Raw genomic sequence first — 20954 nt, 5'->3', positions numbered from 1 at the left:
ATAACAAGACACCTACTAAAAATAGTGAAGATTACGATCCGCACTATGTAGATAAATCTGGTAAACCTGGTGAAATAGTTCAAATTGATCCACCAACATTTACTAAAACAGGTGTTACAGGAAATGTACCAGCACCAACTACTCAAACAAAGGGAACTACATTTGCTAAGAATGATAAGACTCAAACAAATGTAACTGTTGATCCTAATACAGGAGCTATTACAGTAGAAATTCCTGATAATGCAAAAGATGGAGATGTTATAACTGTTCCTGTTGATGTAACTTATCCAGATGGATCTAATGAAACAGTTGAAGTTAAAGTAAAAGTAGAAAACAAGGTAACACCTCCTGAAGGAAAACCTAGTGTAACTTATCCAACAACTGATATGGACAAGGGAGATACTAAGACTGTAATTCCAGAAATCAAAGATAAGAAGGGAGAACCTACAAGACCTGATACTACTCCTGAAGTAGTTCAACCAGGCAATGGTGTAGTTGTTACTCCAAATCCAGATGGTTCTATTACAGTAACAATTCCTAAAGATTATGATAGACATGATGTTGTTATTCCAGTTGAAGTAACAGTTGGTGGAGAAAAGATTAAGACTAACCTTGTTATTCGTGTAAATGATGATAAACCTGTAATTGACAATGATATTCCAGAGTTAAAGATTCATGAATACACTCCAACTTATCCTGTTTACGCATCTGTGGACAAGAGAGTAGTTGAAGTTAAGGATAAAGAAGTTATTAATTCTCACGATCAATATATCTTCGGATATCCAGATGATACTATTAGACCAGATGGAGACATGACAAGAGCTGAAGCAATTGCAGTAGTTGCAAGACTTCAAAAACTTGATTTAAGCGACAAGTCTTCTAAGATTTATAAAGACACTAAGGCAGATATGTGGTACAACGGTGCTATCAACGCTGCATTTAAAGAAGGTTATTTATTAGAAAAAGAAGGCGAAAATGTTAGACCTAATGACAAGATCACTAGAGCAGAACTTGCTGAGTTAATTAGTCATATTGACAAGAAGAACAATGCTATTGCTCCATTTGATGATGTGAAAGGTCACAAGTTTGAAGCTGCAATTAATCAAGCTTATGGAAATGGAAGAATTGAAGGTTATCCAGATGGAACATTTAAACCAGACAATTTTATAACAAGAGCAGAAGTTGCAACAATGTTAAATAAATTGTATGACAGATACCCTGACAAGAATTTCATTGATGCAAACCAAAATCTAGTTCACAATTACAAAGATATGTCTTATAAGGGACATTGGGGTTATTATGAACTTGTTGAAGCTTACCACAGCCACACTTATCTAAGATTAAAGGATAATATGGAAGAATGGAAAGTTATAATCAAATAAGATTGATTTGCTAGGAAAAAGGACTCTTAATTGAGTCCTTTTTTTGATGGAAAGATATTTGTAGTTTAATATAATTTTCTTGCGATTAAGTAATTTTTAATGTGAGGTTAAATTTTATTTATGATAAAAATTAAGAAGGTAAATGATTAAGCAATATAAAATTAAAAAAGCATTGACTATGTATTGACATAAAGAAGAAAATTGATAAAATAAAGAAAAAAGGAGTTTATTATGTCAAAGTCAGCTAATCTAAATATAAGAATGAAGCCAGAAATAAAAAATGGAGCGGAGGTAATTTTAAAAAAACTAGGGATTCCACCGTCTAATGCCATTGATATGTTTTATAGACAAATTATTTTAAATAATGGTTTGCCTTTTGATGTTAAAATACCAGATGCTAAGTTAATAGATATTTCTGAAATTTCTACTGAAGAGCTGAATAGTTTATTAGACGAAGGTTTTGAAAACATTGAAAAAGGCGAATATCAGAATGTAGATGATGCCTTTAAAAGTATTTATGATGAAATATTATAAGATAAAGGCAGTATAATGAAAAAGTATGAAGTAATAGTTACAGATTTAGCTAAAAAAGATATTAAAAATATACATTCTTACATTTCAAATGAACTTTTTTTACCAAATGAAGCTCTTAATCTTGTAAAATTAATTGAACAAAATATAAAAGATTTGGAAGTAATGCCTGAAAGATTTAGAAAATATGAAAAATATAAGAATTTGTAGAGTTAAAAAATATCTTATTTTTTATAATATAAATGATGATGAAAATCAAGTTGAAGTAGTTAGAATTCTTTATTCTGCAAGAAATTATGATGCTATATTATAATTTGTATTTTATTAAGGACGCAAAAGCAAACGCAAAATATAATTTACGTTTTATTTCAAACGCAAAAACAAACGCAAAATTTTACGTTTGTTTTTGTATATAATTATTTCAGCTGGTTTTGGAAAGAATAAAGTTTTAAATTTGTTAAATGATTTGACGGATAAGGGTTATGTTATTAAAAGTGGGAAAGGAAGAGGCACAAAGTATTCTTTGAAATAATAGTGCTTTTAGAGACTTCATATTAATTATTGATGGGCTGGTTAATTTTAATATGCCTAATATAAGAAACCATTTAGAGTATGATTTATATAGGGTGTAGGGTTAGAGGGAGGTAAGTTTTATGTTAATATTTATGCCACTATTTATTTTACAAGTATTCCTTTTATGTATAATGATTGACTTTTTAGTTACTGACTTAAAAGATAATAATGATAAAAATAAGAATAATGAGCTTGAAAGTGAGCATTACTCATATTTTAAATCACTTTTTGACGAGTTCAACAATGGCGATAAAGATTGTAAGGAGATAAGGACACAAAAAATAGATTTTTTAAAAACTGTTTTTTCTGAAAATTTAAGTCATGCAAGACATATTGAAATGGAGAGGATGACATTTAATAGTATTTATACTGTTCTTATTGCTGGTATTTTTGCATTTGTTAATACAAATTCAAAATCGTGTATTGTAAATGAGTTAATATTATTTTCTGGTTTTTTTACAGGGTTCATTTTATTTTGTATTTCTATAAGATGGAAGGATGTTTATAATAGGCAACTGTTTTATGCTAAAGTTTCTTATGTTTATCTAAACAATATGATTTTTCCAGAGGGACAATTTTTGGGAATTAATGAGTTTGATAAATATTTAAAAGAAGAGTCTATACTTTTTAATAATGAAAGGATATTCAGCTTATATTGTTTTAAACCTGCGCATATAACAGAGGTCATACCAAGGAATAGGCATAAGTTGTATTTAAAAACTTATCAGTATTTTTTAATTCTTGATATAATAATAGGACTTATAATTTTATGTGTATCTTTATATTTAGTTTATATAGTGGGGTTAATATGATTAAATTAGTTGTTAGTGATTTGGATAACACTTTATTAGATAAGAATAATAAAATTAATGATCAGACTTTGATTTTATTAAAGGAATGTTTGTCAAAGGGTATTTTTATTGTTTTGGGGACAGGTAGGCTTTATCAGTCTGCCAAAATTTATAAAGATATGATAGGAGAAGATACTTATATTATTTGCTATAATGGTTCTCTAATTGTTGACAATAAAGATAAAATTGTTTTTTCAAAAAATTTAGATCTTGGTCTTATGAAAAAAATTGTAGATTTTTGTAAACTGAAAAATTTATATTGTCAATTTTATGAAGATGGCAAAATACTTGTTGAGCAAGTTACTGATGAAACTCGCATAGACCCAGACCTTAAAAATGTAAATGCAATTGAGGCAATAGATTTTGATTTATATGATTTTAAGCCTTCGCCAAAGGCAATGATTGTGGTGGATCCTAATTTGCTTGGTGTTTATCAAGAAGAATTGAGAGATTTTTTGGATGATGAAGTTTATATTGCACAATCACAAAATTATTTAATTGAAATTATGCCGAAAGATGTTGATAAGGGTAAGTCTTTAGAATACTTATGCCATAAGTTGAATATAAAGCCTTCTGAAGTTATGGCTATTGGCGATAATACAAATGATAGGGAAATGCTTAATTTTTCAAGTTATTCTATTGCCGTTGCCAATGCGGTTGACGATCTAAAGGATACTGCTTTTTATGTGTGCGAAAATGAAAGATCTTTGGGTGTCGCAGAGGCTTTAAATAAATTTGTTTTATAATAGTAATAATAATTTTAAGTTTTTGTAATTCTTTTTATAAAATTTTCTAAAATAAAAAGGCTTTGTAGTATCTGTTGGGGGAGTAGATCTCTAAGAGATATTATAGAGCCTTAATTTATATTTTATTAAGGACACAAAAACAAAGGCAGAATTTTATCTGTGTCTTTTGATTTTTTTAGTTGTAGGTTATTGAATATACAAAAAATAAATGGTATTATATATCTAAATGAGGACACCGTTATTAGCGGTCGCCTTAGTGTTATTAATATAAACCACCTAAGCCGATATAGGTGGTTTTTCACATTTTAACTACTTTTTATCTTTAAGTGTTAAGATGATGACTATTAGTGTAGCAAACTCTAATATTAAAGATAGAATTTCAAAATCACTCACAATAGTCAATCCTCCTAATATATTTATTAGGCAACCACCATAATATGTCCTCAATCACATTATATCACTTTTTAATTTATACATCGAATTAATTTACGCTTTATTAAGGACGCAAAAACAAACGCAAAATTTTACGTTTGTTTTTATATTTTTATTCTCCTAATTCTTTTTCTATTATTTTCTCAATTAATTCTTTTTCGTTTTTGAATTTATGATTTTTGTAGTAGAGAATTTGGATTTGTTCAGGGCTTTTTATTTTGCTTGGGTTTGTCAGGTCGAAGTCTAAGTTCTTTTTCTTTACATAGTAGCAAGAGGTTTTGCCATCGTAAAGCCCGTCCTCTGTATTTATTTTTAAGGAAAATTCTTTATCTAATTTTTTATTTTTTATTGATTCATAAATTTTTTGAGATTTATAATTTTTCGAAGATTCATAAAATTTTTCTGATTCACAAATTTTTTCTGACTCACAAATTTTTTCTGACTCACAAAAATTTTCCAATCCGACAATTTTTTTTCTCGGCTTAAATCCATTTATTTCAAAAGTATATTTTTCATTTGTGGAAAACCAGTCCTTATTATAGTTTGTGCTTCCACAAATTTCTATTGTGTTGTCCAATAATTTCATATTTTCTATAAAAAATACAAATTTTAAAACTTCAAGGGATAGATTTTTTTCTAATTTTTCATTTATTTTTGCGTCTAAAAGAATTAAATTTTTAAGGCTCAGGTAATTGTAATTTAAAATTTTATCTATTGCACCCTTTTCGCCCTCTAGGTATTTTTTGAAGAGGGTTTTTATTTTTATGCCTTCATATTCTTTTTGCTCCCTTAAATTTTCTTGACCAATAAACTTATCAATGAGGACTTTATTTGAATGTGACTCTAAATTAAATATGAAATTATATTTTTTTGTAATTTCTTGCAAATCTATTAGATTAAAATCTAAATCTTTGTTAAAGTAAAATTTCACTTTTTCTCTTATAAAAGGAAGGTCAAAGGACTTGCCAGAGTAGGTTACAAATTCTTTTTCACTTAGAATTGGCAAAACTTCTTCTAGCAATTTTCTCTCGTCCTTTAAATTTTCTATATAAAAGCTTTCTAGGACTTCAGAATTTTTTTTAGCTATGCTTATTGCTACAATGGAGTCTATTTCTCGAGATAGGCCTGATGTCTCTATTTTTAAATAATTTTTTGCTGGCTTTTCAATTTTTCTTTCCAATTTTTTCACGGTATCACCTCTTAAAGTATATCATTAAAAGTTTTATATACTTAAAAATTTTACAGAAGTTACCAATTCTAATTATAAATAGAATAGAAAATCATCTTATAGTATAATATATTAGAAAGTTTTTTATAAAAAAAGTTAGAAGGAAGATATATGATTTATTTAGATAATTGTGCGACTACAAAACCAGACCCGGAAGTTGTTGATGCTATGATGAAGGCACTAAAAGAAGATTTTGCAAATCCTTCATCTCTTCACAGTTTTGGCTTAAAGGTTGAAAAGGAAATTGATGTCGCAAGGAAAAATGCGGCCGAACTTATTGGTGCTAAGGCAGATGAAATTTATTTCACATCGGGTGGTACGGAAAGTAACAATATTGCAGTGCATGGTGCTATTTTAAAAAATAAAAGAAAGGGCAAGAAGATAATTACTTCTGCCATTGAACACGCATCAATTGATGACCAATTTAAGCACTACAAAGACCTTGGCTATGAAGTATGTTATCTTGATGTAGACGAGACTGGCGCTGTTGATGTGGAAAAATTCAAAGAAGAAGTCAATGATGACACTATTTTAGTTTCTCTAATCTACGTTCACAATGAACTTGGGACTGTAAATAATGTAAAAGAGCTTTTTGAGATTGCTAAGGCAAAAAATAAGGACATTATATGTCACGTTGATGGCGTTCAAGCTGTTGGCAAAATTCCTGTCAATGTTAAGGACTTGGGCTGCGATACTTTATCTTTTTCTTCCCACAAAATTTATGGGCCTAAGGGCATGGGTGCTCTCTATAAAAGAAAAGATTTAAGCATTGAAAGTCTTGTAATTGGTGGAGGTCAAGAAAAAGGTCTTAGGTCTGGTACGGAAAATGTGCCAGGAATACTTGGCTTTGGCAAGGCTTGTGAATTAACTAAGAGAGATTTAGATAAAAGACTTAGTCATGCCAAGGAAATCAAGGAATATCTTTTAAAGAAGCTAGAAGAAAATTTAGAGGATTATAAAATAAACACTCCAGAAAATTCTACAGATTTTATTGTTTCTCTTTCAATTTTAGATATTAGGGCAGAAGTTCTTCTTCACTATTTAGAAGGCGATGAGATTTATATTTCCACTGCATCTGCCTGCACATCTAACGGCACTCACAAGTCCACAACCTTAAAGGCAATTGGTCTTTCAGATAAATACGCTGAAGGCACTATAAGAATTTGTACTTCAAAGGACACTACAAAAGAGGACATAGATATTTTTGTGGAAAAACTTTTAAAGTATGTAAATGAAATCAGAAAGATAATGAAATAGGTGATAGAATGAAAAAAGTTATGGCACTCTCACTTGGCGAGCTTGTCTTAAAGGGTAAAAATAGATATAAATTTGTAAACAAACTTATTTCCACTATTAAGAGAAATCTTAGAAGTATTGACCATGGGAAAATTTATCAAAACATGGGCAAGGTCTATGTAGAAATGGTTATGGACAACGAAGAAAAGATGATAAATAGGCTTAAACATGTCTTTGGTATTGTCTACATTGCGCCATGCTATGTGGTGGAAACTGATAAGGAAAAGATTGAAGAGGCTGTTATAAAAATTGTGGATGAGACTTTGAAAAAAAATCCATCTTACAAAACTTTTAAGGTTAAAACCAATAGGGGCGACAAGTCTTTTCCCCTTAATTCTATGGAAATTTCTGCAAAAATTGGTGGTATCATTTTAAAGAATTTTGACATAAAAGTTGATGTTCACGAGCCAGATTTTTATGTTTATTGCGATTTAAAAAAGGATACCTATATCTATGTAGATAAGATTAAGGCACATGGTGGTCTTCCATCTGGTACAAATGGCAGGGGACTACTTCTTCTTTCTGGTGGAATTGATTCTCCAGTTGCAGGATTTTTAATGGCGAAGAGAGGCGTCCTTGTGGACTGCTTGCATTTTCATTCCTATCCTTTCACATCTGAAAGGGGAGAAGAAAAGGTCAAGAAACTTGCAGAAGACATATCAACTTTTTCTGGCGAACTCACTTTTTATTCTGTAAATATTTTGGACATTCAAAAGGAAATAAACATAAATTGTCCTGAAGATGAGATGACTATAATATCTCGCAGGTTTATGATGAGAATTGCAGATAAAATTGCCAGAGAAAATGGTTATGACTGTATTATTACAGGCGAAAACCTTGGACAGGTTGCCTCACAAACTATTGACGGTTTGAAGGTAACTAATGATATTACAGATAAACTTGTTTTTAGACCACTTATTGGCATGGACAAGGTAAATATTATTGATATTGCCAAGGATATTGATACTTATGAGACATCTATTCTTCCCTTTGAAGATTGCTGCACAGTGTTTTTGCCAAAGCATCCACTTTTGACACCCACTGTAGAAGGAATAGAAAAGTCTGAAGAGCCACTTGACTGTGATAAGCTAGTGGAAGAAGCTATAGGTAAGATGGAGATCACTAAGATAGGAGGGAATTATGAAGAATAAAAACAAGGGTGCCGTTGGGATAGTTGCAATTATTGCTATAGTAGTTGTACTTGTAATTTTCTTGGGCGGTCAATGGAACAGTCTAGTAAAACTAGACGAAGATGTTAATGGTGCATGGGCACAAGTCCAAAACCAAGTAAAGAGACGTGCAGATTTAATTCCTAACATTGTAGAAACTGTTAAGGGTTATGCTAGTCACGAAAAAGATACTTTCACTGAAATTACTAAGGCTCGTGCAGGTATTTCTGAAGCAAAAACACCTAAGGAACTTGCAGAAGCCAATGACAATTTGACAGAAGCTATTGGTAAATTAAATGTAGTTGTTGAAAATTATCCAGAGTTAAAGGCAAATCAAAACTTTTTGGATTTACAAGCTCAACTTGAAGGAACTGAAAATAGAATTGCCACTGAAAGAATGAGATACAACGACACAGTTAAAATTTACAATCAAAAAGTTAGAAGATTTCCAACTACTATTATTGCAAAAATTTTAGGCTTTGGACCAAGAGATTATTTTGAAGTTTCAGAAAAGGATAATCAAGTACCAGAAGTTAAATTTTAGGTGATGAAATGAAAAAATGGCTTGCGACACTAATTTTTATATGTACTCTCGTCTTAAATGTTTACGCAGCCTTTGACAAAAATGAGATGTCCTACAATGTTTATGACGAGACAAACACACTTAGCCAAGAGTCAATAGACTATCTCAACAAGACCACTTATGATTTGAAAAAGAAAACAGGTGGAGAGATTGCCATTATTATGGTAAAGGACTTGGAAGATTATTCACTGGAAGAATATGGCACAAAGATTTTTAATGATATAAAAATTGGCGATAAAGATAAGGACAATGGAGTTTTATTGCTTGTGGCACTTTTAGATGAAGACAATAGATTTTTAAGAATCGAGACAGGTTATGGCTCTGAAGGATTTATTCCAGATGCTTATGCTTCAAGAATTATTAGAGCAATGGGAAAAGTTGTATCTGAAAATGAGAATGACAGACCCTTTGAGAAGGCAGTCCTTGAAGGATATGCTCAGCTTATAAAATTATATGAAGGGGAATATAATGTTGATATTGTGGCAAGAGAGCCACAGGAAGAAATTGATTATTCTGAAGAAAGCAAAAGATCAGAATCAGATCCATTTATGTCAATTTTTAAATTAATTGTCATAATTTTCATAATTTCACTAATTTTTAGAAAGTCATCAGGTGGAGGAAAGTCTGGTGGAAGTGGATCTGGAGGTAAAAGCAGAAGAAAAGTAAGTGAACCTACAATTTTTTGGGGACCGGGAACTTTCGGAGGATCATCAAGTGGTGGTTTTGGTGGAAGTGGCGGCTTCGGTGGATCATCAGGCGGAGGCTTTGGAGGCTTCGGCGGCGGAGGATCCTCTGGTGGCGGTGGAGCCAGCGGAAGATTTTAATTGAAGCCAAAGATGAGAGAAAAGACCCCAATTAAAATAATTTGATGGAGAAAATATATTAAAAGAGAATGCCTGCCCATGACATTGATAAAATTGTGGGAGGCTTCTTTTTTTGTAAATTTTACAAAATCAAAGAGAAAGTATCCCATATAGAAGAGAAATATCCATGGAATTATGGGAAAATAATCGCCTGAATAAAAATTCTCACTAGGTAGACCAAGAAAAAATAGATTTAAAGAGTAAATAGACCTTGGAATAATTATTTTTCCAAAGAAAATACTTCCATAATAAATATTTTTTAGGCTAACAAATAAAATGGTATTAAAAATAAGTCCAAGCCTTGGATTTATTTTTTTATGTAATTTTTTAAGAGCATGTGAATTAATGTTGCAGCTGCAAAAAAGTGAATGACACCAAAATAAATTGCATCTTCTTTTGAAAAAATATAAGAGCCAAGGCTTATTAAGATAGAAAGCCCTGTCAAAATCAAAAACTTTTTCTTAAAATTATTTGAAAAATGTGTTGAGTAGCCAGAAATCAAAATGAAGGAAATGCAAATGTATTGTTGGTAGTAGTAAAAGTCATGATTGAAGTTAAAGCCATAAAAATTTTCAAGGTCAAAGAGGCCGTGAAAAATTATCATATTTATAATTGTAAAGCCACGCAAAAAATCTATGGCGTTATATCTTTTTTTTATATTTTCCATTCTTACACCTCTGGAAAAATTATAACATAAATTGGAAAAGTAAAGGTAAAAGGAAATTTAATAGAGTGAAGATTTAGAAATATTTTTAGTAAAGTATATTTGACAAAAATTTTATTATATTAAATGGCCTTTATCTATTGACATTAATATCTTTAACAATTATACTCAAATGAGTTTAATAAGTTAAGTAATTTGTTTAATATTATAGGTGATGTAGTGGATATTGGAAATAAGATAAAAGAAATGAGAATTGAAAAGGGACTTACTCAGGAAGAGCTTGCAGATAGGTCAGAACTCACTAAGGGATTTATTTCTCAAATTGAAAGAGACTTGACATCGCCATCTGTTGATTCTCTTTTGGATATTTTGGAAGCACTGGGCACAGACCCTTCACATTTCTTTAAAAGAGATGAAAATGAAAAAATTACTTTTAAAGAAGAAGATTTTTTTGAAAGTGAAAATGAAGAGCTTGGCTATGTCCTTGATTGGGTGGTGCCCAATGCACAAAAAAATCAAATGGAGCCAATGCGAATAAAAATTAAGCCAAATGGAGAGTCAAAGGAGATACAACCCTATGAGGGCGAAGAATTTGGCTATGTAATAAAGGGCAGTGTAACTCTCATTTATGGCAACAAAGAATACAAGATTAAGAAGGGCGAAAGTTTTTATTTTAAAGCTAACAGCTCCCACTATTTAAAAAATGATGGAAAATGTGTAAGTGAGATTTTGTGGATTTCATCTCCACCAAATTTTTAGGCGGTGAATTATGGAAAATTATGTAATTGAATTAGAAAATGTGACAAAAAGTTTTGAAGACAATGTAATTTTAAAAAATTTCAATTTTAAAGTTAAAAAAGATGAGTTTCTTACTATTTTAGGTCCATCTGGCTGTGGCAAAACTACGATTTTGAGACTTATTGGTGGTTTTGAAGAGCCTGATGATGGGAAAATTCTTTTTAATGGCGAAGATATTACAGAAAAAGAACCCTATGAGAGAAAAATTAATACAGTTTTTCAAAAATACGCCCTTTTTCCTCATATGAATGTATATAACAATATTGCTTTTGGTCTTAACATAAAAAAAATGGACAAAAATCTTATAAAAGAAAGGGTAAAAGAAGTCTTAAAACTTGTAAATCTTGTGGGCTTTGAAAATAGAGAAATTGAATCTCTTTCTGGTGGACAACAACAGAGAATTGCTATAGCCAGAGCACTTGTAAATGAGCCAGAAGTTCTTTTGCTTGACGAACCCCTTGGAGCTCTTGACTTAAAACTTAGACAGGCGATGCAGATTGAGCTTAAAAGAATACAAAAAAGTGTTGGCATCACTTTTATATATGTAACTCACGACCAAGAAGAGGCACTTTCCATGAGCGACACTGTAGTTGTCTTAAATAACGGAGAAATTCAACAAATGGATAGTCCACTAAATATTTATAATGAGCCAAAAAATGCCTTCGTTGCAGACTTTATTGGCGAATCAAATATTATCAAGGCAAAGATGCTTAGTGACTTTAAGGTAAGATTTTTGGATTACGATTTTCCTTGCGTAGACAAGGGTTTTAATGACATGGAAGATGTTGAAGTAGTTGTGAGACCTGAAGATGTGCTTTTGGTGGACGAAAATTATCAAATAGAAGGTAGAGTAACAAGTCTAGTCTTCAAGGGTGTTCACTACGAAATGACTGTGGATGTAGATGGTTACTCTATGCTTGTTCAATCAACGGAAAAGAGAGAAGTGGGCGATAAGACAGGCATAGTTATTAAGCCTGACTTAATCCATGTAATGAGGTTGATATGAAAAAATTTTCACTAATATATTTATTTTGGGGATTAATTTTTATTGTACTTCCACTATTTTTAATACTTGCTCATGCCCTAAATGCCAATACAGATTTGTCTGACTTTGTCTTTACACTTGATAACTTCTCAAGGTTTTTTGAGCCACTATATGTAAAGATTTTAATAACCTCACTTATTCTTGCTGGCCTTTCAACTATTTTATGTTTAATAGTTGGCTATCCAGTTGCCTATATTATTTCAAAGATGAGTGAAAAAGTTAGAAATAATATGATTTTAATTTTTATAATTCCAATGTGGATGAATTTTCTACTAAGAACTTATGCTTGGCTAACTCTTCTAGGCAACAAGGGACTTATAAATAAATTTATTGGACTTTTTGGACTTGGACCTTGGGATTTGATGTACAATTCTAAGGCAATAATGATAGGCATGGTTTACAACTTTTTGCCCTTTATGGTTCTTCCAATTTACACCGTCTTATTAAAGATGGATCAAAAACTAATTGAGGCAGCCAAGGACCTTGGAGCAAATGATTTTGAAGTTTTCACAAAAGTTATTTTACCTCTATCACTTCCTGGCATTTATACGGGAATAACAATGGTATTTATACCTGCAATTTCTACCTTTGTAGTGCCAAACTTACTGGGTGGAAACAACTTCTACTTGATAGGTAACTTAATCGAAAAACAATTTACTTTTACTGGAGATTGGGGATTTGGCTCAGCAATTTCCATGGTTTTGATCGTCATAATGCTTTTGATTTTACTTGTGCCAAAATTGCTTAACAAAAGAATAAAAACTGGAGATATGGGGGGCGATATTTTTTGAGAAAATTAATAGATAGAATTTATTTGTTTTTGATTTTTATATTCTTGTACGCACCAATAATTATCTTAGTTGTCTTTAGTTTTAATAATTCAAAGCTGAGAGGTTCATGGGCAGGCTTTACTTTAAAATGGTACAAGCAACTCTTTAATGATCCAGCAATTTTATCTTCACTTTGGACTACAATTTTTGTTGCTCTTGTGGCTACAATTATTTCCACAATTGTTGGTACAATTTCTGCAATTGCCATAAATGAACTTCGTGGATTTAAAAAAGATGCAATACTAAATATTAATTATCTTCCAGTAATCAACCCCGACATAGTTACAGCTGTTGCACTAATGGGATTATTTGGTCTTTTAAATATAAGAATGGGATATACAACTATGATTATTTCACACATAGTCTTTTGTATTCCCTATGTAATTTTGTCGATTTTGCCAAAGTTAAATCAGTTGCAAAAAAATACAGTAGAGGCAGCTCTAGATTTAGGTGCAAGACCAACTTATGCAATTATGCACGTGGTAATACCACAAATAAAACCTGCAATACTTACGGGAGCTCTGATGTCCTTTACCCTTTCTATTGACGATTTTGTAATTTCCTTCTTCAACACAGGACAAGGAGTTTCAAATTTATCAATTACAATTTATTCCATGGCGAGAAAGGGAATCAATCCATCAATAAATGCAGTATCGACATTAATGTTAGTAGCTTTATTAATTCTCCTTGTAATAATTAACAAGAGAAGTGAAAAAAATAAAAAAATTGAGGTGGAAATATGAAAAAAATAATTTTAGGACTGTCACTATTAATGCTTCTTACTCTCACTGCTTGTGGCAAAGAAGAAGCAAAAGAAGAAATTTATGTTTACAATTGGGGAGAATATATTGACCCAGAAATATTAAAGGATTTCCAAAAGGAAACTGGCATAAAGGTAAATTATGACACTTATGCTTCTAACGAAGACCTTTATATTAAGATGACACAATCACAAGACAAGTACGATGTAGTAGTGCCAAGTGATTATATGATTGAAAGATTTATAAAAGAAGGATTAATTCAAGAAATTAATTTTGAAAATATTCCAAACTTTTCTGGAATTGAAGACAAGTTAAAAAATCCAACCTTTGACCCAGAAAACAAATACTCCATTCCATACTTCTGGGGAACAGTGGGAATTGTTTATAACAAAAGCGAAGTCAAGGATAAAGTTGACTCATGGGATATTTTGTGGAATGAAAAATACAAAGACCAAATTATTATGTATAATTCACAAAGAGATACAATTGGAGTTGCCCTAAAAAGACTTGGATACTCACTAAATTCTACAAGTGAAAAGGAATTGGAAGAAGCTAAAAAATCTCTCATAGAACAAAAAGCACTTGTCTATGCTTATCTTGATGACGATGGAAGAGATGTTATAGTGCAAGGAGATGCAAATCTATCTGTAATGTATTCAGGGGATGCTCTTCTTATGATGCAACAAAATGAAGATTTAGATTATGTAGTGCCAAAGGAAGGTTCAAATATTTGGTACGATTCTATGGTAATTCCAAAGAATGCTAATAATGTATCTGGAGCAGAAAAATTTATAAATTATATACTTAAACCAGAAGTTCAAGCAAAGAATGTAGAACACTGTATTGGTTATACTTCCCCAGTTAAGGGTGTGAAGGAACTTCTTCCAGATGAAATCAAAAATTCAAAAGTTGCTTATCCAGATTTAGACAAACTTCCATCACTTGAATCTTTCAGAGATCTTGGAGACTTTATAAAAGTTTATGATAGAATTTGGACAGAAATAAATGCTTCCAATCTTTAATATGCTAATAAATTTGTTTATTTTAAGACCTTCATGTGATATTATATAGTATATGCGAAATGTTTTCATAATGGAGGTTTAAAATGAACAAGAGAATAAAAAAGCTTATTATTTTTGCAATTTTCTTATTAGTACTTATGTTAGCTTCACTAACTGCTTTTTTTAGTAAGTCTCTTATGTGGCCAAATTCAAATGTAGAGAGAGAATTTGACGGAATTTTATTTAACAATTCCGACGGAGTCGAAAATCTTCAAGTTGCAAGATCTGTCGTAAAAGAAGGTAGTGAAAAACTTATAAAATATGACATAAAGTTTAATTACAAAGGTGCAGATACAAGCGCAAGAATAATGGGCACACCTAATAGACAAATTTTCTTTGGAGAAGGAGTAAACTTCAGCAAATCAAAGGTAAATCTCAAAGGGGATTTTGATAAAATTAACAAATCACTTTTTGAAGAAAAATTAAAATTAAAAGTTAAAGATTTTTACAACAAAACTGATAATAAAGAATTTAAAGCAGTGAGCCAGGTAAAAGTTGATTTAACAGAAAAAGTTGGCGAATATGCCTTTGAAGTTTATTACAATCCAAATCCACTATATTTTTCTGGGGGACAAAAAGTTGAGGATGCATCAATATTTGTAACAAATGCTAAAGTAGAAAATTGGACAGAAACTACAAAATCAACAAATAGCGTAAAGGAAGCCTACACAAATTCAGGTTATTATATAAATAAGTTAGAATTAATTGACCAAGGCCTGATAAACAAGATTTCACTAATTAACACAATTTCAACAGTGGTATTTTTAGTATTGACACTTGGCGTAATTGCATTAATCTGGCTTGACAAGGGAAGTTTTCCAATTTACCTTGGGGCATTATTTATAATAATCCCTGCCTTTTACAGATTTATGGACAAAGGAACAAGTAACTTTGGAGTATTAATAATCTATCCAATCTTAGGATGCCTTGCATCAATTGCGGCAAGATTTTTGGCAGCAGATGAAGATGTAACTTTTGGCACAAAGGAAATGAAGCAATCTGTTGCATTTTTACTAATGTATTTTGTAATTTCAGTAGTATTATTTATAATTCCAAGAGTATTTATAGGATAATTAAATATTAAATAAAAGCCCAACTCAGTTGGGTTTTTTTGTGAAAACTTTTTTTATAATTCACATAAAAATTGAAATAATTTTTAGAATAATATATAATTTAATTAAATAAAAATAGGAGGATTTTTTATGAAGAAGAAAATTACTTTGCTCGCAGTGTTATTGATTGCAATGACACTTGTTGCTTGTGGTGGCGGAAACAAAAAAGAAGCTGACAATAAAGCTGCAAACGCTACTAAAGAAGAAAGTACAGAAGCTAAAACTGATGTAAATGTTGGTTTTGTTACTGACGAAGGTGGAGTTAATGACCAATCCTTTAACCAAGGTGTTTGGGAAGGACTTCAAAGGGCTCAAAAGGAACTTGGAATCAAAGCTGAATACATTGAATCTAAGGACACTAAGGATTACACTCCAAACCTAGAAACTTTTGCTGACCAAGAAAAGAATATAATTGTTGGTGCTGGTTTCAAAATGGGTGGAGCTGTAGCAGAAGCTGCTGCAATGTATCCTGAAACAAACTATGCAATAGTTGACGTTGACGTTACAGTTGATAAAGATGGTAACAAGATTGAAGCTCCTAAGAACTTACTAGGAATTATGTTTAGAGCACAAGAACCATCTTTCTTAGTTGGTTACATTGCTGGTATGACTACTGAAACTAATAAAGTTGGTTTCGTTGGTGGCCAAGAAGGTAACATTATTTGGGGATTCGAATATGGTTACAAGGCTGGTGTTGATTACGCAGCTAAGGAAAAGGGAACTAACATAGAAGTTCTTAGCCAATATGTTGGAAACTTCTCTGATGCTCAAAAGGGTAAATCAATTACTGCTACAATGTACCAAAATGGTGCTGATGTAGTATTCCACGCAGCTGGTGGAGCAGGCGAAGGTGTTATCGAAGCTGCTAAGGAAGCTGGCAAGTGGGCAATTGGCGTTGATAGAGACCAAAGCGACAGAGCTCCTGAAAATGTATTAACTTCTGCAATGAAAAATGGCGATGTTGCTGTTTACCAAGTTGTAAAAGATATGCAAGAAGGTAAGTTTGAAGGTGGAAGAACTATTGAACTAGGTCTATCTGATGAAGGAGCAGTAGGTATTGCACCAACTTCTGATAAAAATGTTAAACCAGAAATTTTAAAGAGCGTTGATGAAATCACTCAAAAAATTATTTCTGGAGAAATCAAAGTTCCTTACAACGAAGAAACTTACAACGAATACAAATAATTTTATTTGAAGCTAAAAGTCATCTCATATTCTAATGAGGTGGCTTTTTTTGATATATAATTTTTCTAATGGTATGTCTTTTTTTGATGTATTTTATTTTAAAATTTCTATAATCTTTGGTATAATTTACTTAATATAGCAAAGGAGCGTTTGTCTTGGAAATTGATAATAAAGATTTAGTCGTTCGCATGGAGAATATCACAAAAAAATTTGGGGATTTCACTGCAAATGATGGAATTGATCTTGATATAAGAAGAGGTGAAATTCACTCCCTTCTTGGAGAAAATGGTGCCGGCAAAACCACTCTTATGAATATGCTTTATGGCATGAGTTCTCCTACATCAGGTAAAATTTATATAAATAACGAAAAAAAAGAATTTAAGGACCCAAAGGATGCAATCAAAGCTGGCCTTGGTATGGTTCATCAACATTTTATGTTAATTGAGCCTTTCACAGTTGTTGAAAATATTATTCTTGGCATGGAGCCTATGAATGGAATAAAGGTCGATATAAAGAAGGCTAGGGAAGAAGTTGTGGCTCTCTCTGAGAGATATGGCTTTAAAATTGATCCCGATGCTAAGATTCACGATATTTCTGTTGGTACTCAACAAAAAGTTGAAATTTTAAAGGTGCTTTATAGAGGTGCAGATATTTTAATTTTTGATGAGCCAACAGCTGTTTTGACGCCTCAAGAAATTACTGAGCTTATTGAAATTATAAAAAACCTTTCCAAGGAAGGTAAGTCAATTATAATTATCACTCACAAATTAAAAGAAATTAAGCAAATGGCACATAGATGCACTATTATTAGGCGTGGCAAAAAAATTGAAACTGTAGATGTTTCTGATGTTAGTGAATCAGAGCTTGCAGACATGATGGTTGGAAGGGCTGTTCATCTTGATGTAAATAAAAGTGATCTAAAAGCTGGAGAAACTATTCTTGAAATCAAAAAATTGTGTGCAAGAGATTTTAGAAATGTAAAAAAATTAGATGATCTTGATTTAGATGTAAAGGCTGGAGAAATTCATGGTATAGCTGGAGTCGATGGCAACGGTCAGTCTGAACTCATTGAGACTTTAACTGGGCTTAAAATAGCTGAGAGTGGTTCAATCCTTTTTAAGGGCGACGAAATTTTAAATAGAAGTCCAAGAGAAATTATTGAGAAGGGAATAAATTCAATTCCTGAAGACAGACAGCTTCGTGGTCTAGTTTTAAATTTTAGTGTTGCTGAAAATATGATTTTAAAAAATTATTACAAAAATAAGTATTCTAAGAATGGAATTTTGAATTTTAAAAATATTGTAGAAAACGCAACAAAGCTTGAAGATGATTATGATATTAGACCTAGAAATATTGATAGGCTTGCAGGCGAACTTTCTGGCGGAAATCAACAAAAAGTAATTCTTGCCAGAGAAATTTCAGGGGATCCAGACCTTTTAATTGCAGCACAACCTACTAGAGGTCTTGATGTTGGTGCAATCGAATACATTAGAAATTTTTTAATTAGTCAAAGGGATAAGGGAAAAGCAGTTCTTTTAATTTCCTTTGAATTAGACGAAATTATGGCACTATCTGATAGAATTTCGGTCATTTACAATGGAAAAATTTTAAAAACTTTTGATGCTAAGGAAACTAATGAGAGTGAAATAGGACTTTATATGGCAGGAGGTAAAAATGAAGAGAAATAGATTTTTATATACAGTGCTTGCCATTGTGCTTGGAATTATTATTGGTTCTATTATTTTATTAATTAGCGGGACAAATCCAATTGAAGCTTACAAAGTTATATTTTTTGGTGCCTTTGGCAAACCAAAATATATTTCATGGACTCTTGTAAAGTCAGTTCCACTAATTCTCACTGGACTTTCAGTTGCTTTTGCTTTTAATACAGGTCTTTTTAATATTGGAGCTGAAGGTCAATACATTGTTGGTTCTATTGGTGCATTAGTAGTTGGTCTACTTTTAGATTTACCACCAGTTCTTCACGGTCTTGTAGCACTTATTGCAGGTGCTCTTTGTGGATATATCTGGGGAGCAATAGTTGGAATTTTAAAGGCAAAATTTGAAGTAAATGAAGTTATTTCCTCCATTATGATGAACTGGATTGGTTTTTACTTAAGTAATTATCTCTTAAGTTTTCCGATTTTAAGAAATATTGAGTCAGATAACTCCTATTCAATTAAGGAAAGTGCAAGCATAAAAATTCTCGGTGCATGGAAGACAAGTGAAGCAGGAAAAGCTGTCTTAGCGCAAAATAAATTTTTGAGAGATATTTTAAATCCGCCAGTGAATTTTGGAATTATAATTGCCATTGTTGCGGCCTTTATAATTTGGTACATCCTTAAAAAAACTACCTTGGGCTATGAACTTCGTGCAGTTGGTTTTAATGAAAAGGCAGCAGAATATGGCGGTATTAGTATTAATAAATCAATTGTAAAATCTATGGGGATTGCAGGAATTTTATCAGGACTAGCAGGAGCAATTACAGTTCTTGGAGTTTCTGGTGACATCGGAATTATGGCAGCACAAGAAGGATATGGTTTTGATGGAATGGCTGTTGCACTAATTGCTGGCAATAATCCTCTTGGTACAATACCAGCTGCATTACTCTATGCAGGTCTTACTTATGGAGGAGGAAAACTTACTACAATTGGAACTTATTCAGAAGTTGTAAATATAATTGTGGGCATAATGATTTTATTTATTGCAATGCCAAAACTTTTGGATATGATTAGATTTTTCTTTACTAAGTGGACAAAGAAAGACTCAAACACTTCAAGGGGAAATAAGAAAAAGGTAGAAGGAGGAGCAAATGAATAGTTCACTTTTAAGTTTAGCAAGTATTTTATCAATTACACTTTTATATTCAGCACCTCTTATTTACACAGCTTTAGGCGGAGTTTTATCTGAAAATGCAGGAGTTGTAAATATTGGACTTGAAGGGATGATGTCTATAGGAGCTGTAGTTGGCTCTATAGTTGGTTATTATTTTGGAAATCCATGGATTGCCTTTTTGTGTGGCGGACTTGGTGGAATGTTAGTTGCACTACTTCACGCCATTGCAACAATAAATTTTGCAGCAGACCATGTTGTTAGTGGTATCGCTATAAATTTAATTGGACCAGGGCTTTCGCTTTTCTTATGCAGGCTATTTTTCGATGGAGCGGCTATGTCAAAGTCAATTAACTATGAAAATAAACTCCCAGTATTATTTGCAAATGTATTTAAAGGCGGTTCAGGTAAGGGCATCACAAGATTTTTTGACATAGTTTTTTCACAATATGTTTCAGTTTATCTTGCCTTTGTCCTTGTGTTGATAGTTTATTTTCTTCTTTATAAGACAAGACTTGGGCTTAGGATAAGAGCTGTGGGCGAATACCCTAAGGCAGCAGAAACTCTTGGTGTTGACGCTTACAAAATAAAATATATTTGCGTGCTAGCCTCTGGATTTTTGGCAGGACTTGGTGGAGCATCAATGTCTCTTGCAGTAGTTTCCAATTACAGAGAGACACTTATATCAGGTCAAGGCTTTATCGCTCTTGCAGCAGTAATCTTTGGTGGGTGGAGACCACAAGGAGCCATGCTTGCTTGTCTATTATTTGGCTTTGCACAAGGCTTATCAGTATTCCTTGGCTCTATTGGAATAAAAATCGATACAAATTTACTTTCAATGATCCCTTATGCAATAACACTTATTGTTTTAATAGTATTTGTTAAAGGCTCAAGAGCACCATCTGCTGATGGTATTCCTTATGAAAGAAATAATTAGAAAATATTTAAAGAGTTATCTCACGAATAAAATCGTGAGATTTTTTATTGCCTTAAATTAATTTTTGCATTAGGT

Annotated in this window: 21 protein-coding genes and 1 pseudogene; 19 read left to right on the top strand and 3 right to left on the bottom strand. The window is 31.9% G+C overall.

Annotation, left to right across the window (positions count from 1 at the left end; translation table 11 throughout):
* From PTSHG_RS09500 to PTSHG_RS09495, 5 genes and pseudogenes are all read left to right on the top strand, one after another.
* Positions 1 to 1382 (top strand): S-layer homology domain-containing protein (locus PTSHG_RS09500; RefSeq protein WP_052316793.1); only part of this gene is annotated, 1382 nt, incomplete at its 5' end.
* 231 nt (positions 1383 to 1613) lie between these two features.
* Positions 1614 to 1916 (top strand): type II toxin-antitoxin system RelB/DinJ family antitoxin, encoded by a 303-nt coding sequence (locus tag PTSHG_RS03455; protein WP_019107502.1) that lies wholly within the window; start codon positions 1614 to 1616, stop codon positions 1914 to 1916.
* Between the two features lie 15 nt (positions 1917 to 1931).
* A pseudogene (locus PTSHG_RS03450) lies at positions 1932 to 2226 on the top strand (type II toxin-antitoxin system RelE/ParE family toxin).
* 340 nt (positions 2227 to 2566) lie between these two features.
* Complete coding sequence (locus PTSHG_RS03440) at positions 2567 to 3298, top strand: hypothetical protein (RefSeq protein WP_019107499.1); 732 nt, start codon at positions 2567 to 2569, stop codon at positions 3296 to 3298.
* Positions 3295 to 4083, top strand: coding sequence for a Cof-type HAD-IIB family hydrolase (locus PTSHG_RS09495; protein ID WP_019107498.1), 789 nt, complete (start codon positions 3295 to 3297; stop codon positions 4081 to 4083). Before PTSHG_RS03440 ends, PTSHG_RS09495 begins: the two co-directional genes overlap by 4 nt.
* 544 nt (positions 4084 to 4627) lie before the next feature.
* Here the strand turns inward: PTSHG_RS09495 and PTSHG_RS03425 are convergent.
* The gene (locus tag PTSHG_RS03425; protein ID WP_019107497.1) at positions 4628 to 5704 is read right to left on the bottom strand and encodes a ribonuclease H-like domain-containing protein; all 1077 of its coding nucleotides are present in this window, start codon (positions 5702 to 5704) and stop codon (positions 4628 to 4630) included.
* Positions 5705 to 5854: 150 nt separating this feature from the next.
* Here PTSHG_RS03425 and PTSHG_RS03420 point away from each other — a divergent pair, with 150 nt between their 5' ends.
* Genes PTSHG_RS03420 through PTSHG_RS10210 form a run of 4 tightly spaced genes read left to right on the top strand, consistent with a single transcriptional unit; the run spans position 5855 to position 9615 of the window.
* Positions 5855 to 7000, top strand: coding sequence for a cysteine desulfurase family protein (locus tag PTSHG_RS03420; protein WP_019107496.1), 1146 nt, complete (start codon positions 5855 to 5857; stop codon positions 6998 to 7000).
* 8 nt (positions 7001 to 7008) lie between these two features.
* Entirely contained in the window at positions 7009 to 8190 is a 1182-nt protein-coding gene (thiI, locus tag PTSHG_RS03415; RefSeq protein WP_019107495.1) for a tRNA uracil 4-sulfurtransferase ThiI, read from the top strand.
* A complete protein-coding gene (locus PTSHG_RS03410; RefSeq protein WP_019107494.1) occupies positions 8180 to 8752 on the top strand; it encodes a LemA family protein in 573 nt (190 codons plus the stop codon). Before thiI ends, PTSHG_RS03410 begins: the two co-directional genes overlap by 11 nt.
* An 8-nt stretch (positions 8753 to 8760) precedes the next feature.
* A complete protein-coding gene (locus tag PTSHG_RS10210) occupies positions 8761 to 9615 on the top strand; it encodes a TPM domain-containing protein (RefSeq protein ID WP_019107493.1) in 855 nt (284 codons plus the stop codon).
* Here PTSHG_RS10210 and PTSHG_RS10205 read toward each other — a convergent pair.
* Entirely contained in the window at positions 9612 to 9860 is a 249-nt protein-coding gene (locus tag PTSHG_RS10205) for a heparan-alpha-glucosaminide N-acetyltransferase domain-containing protein (protein WP_262361384.1), read from the bottom strand. The genes PTSHG_RS10210 and PTSHG_RS10205 overlap by 4 nt on opposite strands.
* 101 nt (positions 9861 to 9961) lie before the next feature.
* Complete coding sequence (locus tag PTSHG_RS10200; protein ID WP_019107491.1) at positions 9962 to 10321, bottom strand: heparan-alpha-glucosaminide N-acetyltransferase domain-containing protein; 360 nt, start codon at positions 10319 to 10321, stop codon at positions 9962 to 9964.
* Between the two features lie 216 nt (positions 10322 to 10537).
* Here PTSHG_RS10200 and PTSHG_RS03395 point away from each other — a divergent pair, with 216 nt between their 5' ends.
* The 10 genes from PTSHG_RS03395 (at position 10538) to PTSHG_RS03350 (ending at position 20879) form a co-directional block, all read left to right on the top strand.
* Positions 10538 to 11077, top strand: coding sequence for a type II toxin-antitoxin system RelB family anti-toxin (locus PTSHG_RS03395; RefSeq protein ID WP_019107490.1), 540 nt, complete (start codon positions 10538 to 10540; stop codon positions 11075 to 11077).
* Positions 11078 to 11087: 10 nt separating this feature from the next.
* Positions 11088 to 12122, top strand: coding sequence for an ABC transporter ATP-binding protein (locus tag PTSHG_RS03390; RefSeq protein WP_019107489.1), 1035 nt, complete (start codon positions 11088 to 11090; stop codon positions 12120 to 12122).
* Complete coding sequence (locus PTSHG_RS03385; protein WP_019107488.1) at positions 12119 to 12952, top strand: ABC transporter permease; 834 nt, start codon at positions 12119 to 12121, stop codon at positions 12950 to 12952. The genes PTSHG_RS03390 and PTSHG_RS03385 overlap by 4 nt, the downstream gene beginning before the upstream one ends.
* The gene (locus tag PTSHG_RS03380) at positions 12949 to 13734 is read left to right on the top strand and encodes an ABC transporter permease (protein ID WP_019107487.1); all 786 of its coding nucleotides are present in this window, start codon (positions 12949 to 12951) and stop codon (positions 13732 to 13734) included. Before PTSHG_RS03385 ends, PTSHG_RS03380 begins: the two co-directional genes overlap by 4 nt.
* A complete protein-coding gene (locus PTSHG_RS03375) occupies positions 13731 to 14774 on the top strand; it encodes an ABC transporter substrate-binding protein (protein ID WP_019107486.1) in 1044 nt (347 codons plus the stop codon). Before PTSHG_RS03380 ends, PTSHG_RS03375 begins: the two co-directional genes overlap by 4 nt.
* A gap of 83 nt (positions 14775 to 14857) precedes the next feature.
* Entirely contained in the window at positions 14858 to 15886 is a 1029-nt protein-coding gene (locus tag PTSHG_RS03370; protein WP_019107485.1) for a hypothetical protein, read from the top strand.
* A 129-nt stretch (positions 15887 to 16015) separates the two neighbouring features.
* Complete coding sequence (locus tag PTSHG_RS03365) at positions 16016 to 17110, top strand: BMP family ABC transporter substrate-binding protein (protein ID WP_019107484.1); 1095 nt, start codon at positions 16016 to 16018, stop codon at positions 17108 to 17110.
* Between the two features lie 155 nt (positions 17111 to 17265).
* The gene (locus PTSHG_RS03360; RefSeq protein ID WP_019107483.1) at positions 17266 to 18798 is read left to right on the top strand and encodes an ABC transporter ATP-binding protein; all 1533 of its coding nucleotides are present in this window, start codon (positions 17266 to 17268) and stop codon (positions 18796 to 18798) included.
* Positions 18785 to 19930 (top strand): ABC transporter permease, encoded by a 1146-nt coding sequence (locus tag PTSHG_RS03355; protein WP_019107482.1) that lies wholly within the window; start codon positions 18785 to 18787, stop codon positions 19928 to 19930. The genes PTSHG_RS03360 and PTSHG_RS03355 overlap by 14 nt, the downstream gene beginning before the upstream one ends.
* Positions 19923 to 20879, top strand: a complete 957-nt coding sequence (locus tag PTSHG_RS03350; protein WP_019107481.1) for an ABC transporter permease — start codon at positions 19923 to 19925, stop codon at positions 20877 to 20879. Before PTSHG_RS03355 ends, PTSHG_RS03350 begins: the two co-directional genes overlap by 8 nt.
* Positions 20880 to 20954: the final 75 nt, after the last annotated feature.

The organism is Peptoniphilus senegalensis JC140, from assembly GCF_000321025.1.
GTDB lineage: Bacteria > Bacillota > Clostridia > Tissierellales > Peptoniphilaceae > Peptoniphilus_A > Peptoniphilus_A senegalensis.
Note: the sequence above shows the minus strand (reverse complement) of the source record. Positions and strands in the feature narration are given on the sequence as shown.